We start from the raw sequence: 1,032 nt of genomic DNA on the forward strand, positions 1-1,032 counted from the left end.
TTTAGTTAATAACGGAGGGAGTATGACATCCCTCGTTCAGCAGTAACCCACCCTATATTTAGATATATAAACAAGACATTTCGTAATTAATTATATTCATTAAAAGGAAATAAAAATGATGAAACAAAAAACCAGTGTCGTTATTAACGTAAAATTAACTTTAGAACATGGAATTAAATCACCACATGTTGAAGTAAAAACAAAAATATACGTTCATGAAGAAACTCCAGAATTAGAATTATTACTAAATAACTTCTCAGATAATTTAGTTGGAGAAAATTCAATTAAATCATCATTTGAAAAAGCGATTATAAATACATTACTCAATAAAAAAACACACTAATAAAATTCAAATCATTAAAAATAAATTAATACACCTTCACTTCGCCAACACCAGATAACCGCCTTATCTCTCATCTAACGGGGTCACCATAAAAACTAACTATTACAGCGCTATGCGTGACGGCATGGCGGTGCGTATCACTACGCCTCAAGCACGTAAAAATAAACGTACAAGCCCATGGTTATTCAGTTTAGCTGTGGTCATTGTAACAACCGTTGGCGTAATACCGACATTTGTAAGTTGAGGTGATTATGCAAATTTCATACAGCTACTCGAACGGAACTCGGGTAGTAGACGACAAAACAGTCATGGAATTTGACGAAAGTAGCAAACTCAGTATTGAGACAGGAAGTTTCGCTGAGCTGGCTAAATTAACGGAAATCGACCCAGTTGAAGCTCTGCAATGGATTATGCAGTTCGACAAGGAAGAGATTGACAGGATTGTCAATGAAGCAAGCAAGGATGCACCTGTTTCTAAGATGAATCTGCTAAGGAGGGTTGCGTGACTCAGCATCAACAATGGCTAGAAGAATTACGCAGGAAGCGTAAAGAATCGCAGGAACGCGAACACGATGAATTTATGTATCAAACGGAAGTGTTAGGACGACAAGGATTGTCTATGCCTCTCAAGGACTTTTCAGGAGATTTTCAATGAACGTTTCTAACTCATACCCTACCGATAAATACCC

At 36.8% G+C, this 1,032-nt stretch carries 3 protein-coding genes; all 3 read left to right on the forward strand.

The genetic code is table 11. The features are described from left to right. Nucleotides 1-115: 115 nt before the first annotated feature. The 3 genes from ACYUCW_RS18040 (at nucleotide 116) to ACYUCW_RS18050 (ending at nucleotide 998) form a co-directional block, all read left to right on the forward strand. The gene (locus ACYUCW_RS18040; protein ID WP_012367608.1) at nucleotides 116-343 is read left to right on the forward strand and encodes a hypothetical protein; all 228 of its coding nucleotides are present in this window, start codon (nucleotides 116-118) and stop codon (nucleotides 341-343) included. Between the two features lie 251 nt (nucleotides 344-594). Next, nucleotides 595-849, forward strand: a complete 255-nt coding sequence (locus ACYUCW_RS18045) for a hypothetical protein (protein ID WP_017628822.1) — start codon at nucleotides 595-597, stop codon at nucleotides 847-849. After that, a complete protein-coding gene (locus ACYUCW_RS18050; protein WP_017628823.1) occupies nucleotides 846-998 on the forward strand; it encodes a hypothetical protein in 153 nt (50 codons plus the stop codon). Before ACYUCW_RS18045 ends, ACYUCW_RS18050 begins: the two co-directional genes overlap by 4 nt. Nucleotides 999-1,032 lie beyond the last annotated feature (34 nt).

The sequence above is a fragment of the Proteus sp. MB838 genome (genome assembly GCF_054767435.1).

Bases quoted from the DNA above. Each gene is read 5' to 3' on its own strand.
- ACYUCW_RS18040 (WP_012367608.1), top strand. From the start codon at position 116: ATGATGAAACAAAAAACCAGTGTCGTTATTAACGTAAAATTAACTTTA.
- ACYUCW_RS18045 (WP_017628822.1), top strand. From the start codon at position 595: ATGCAAATTTCATACAGCTACTCGAACGGAACTCGGGTAGTAGACGAC.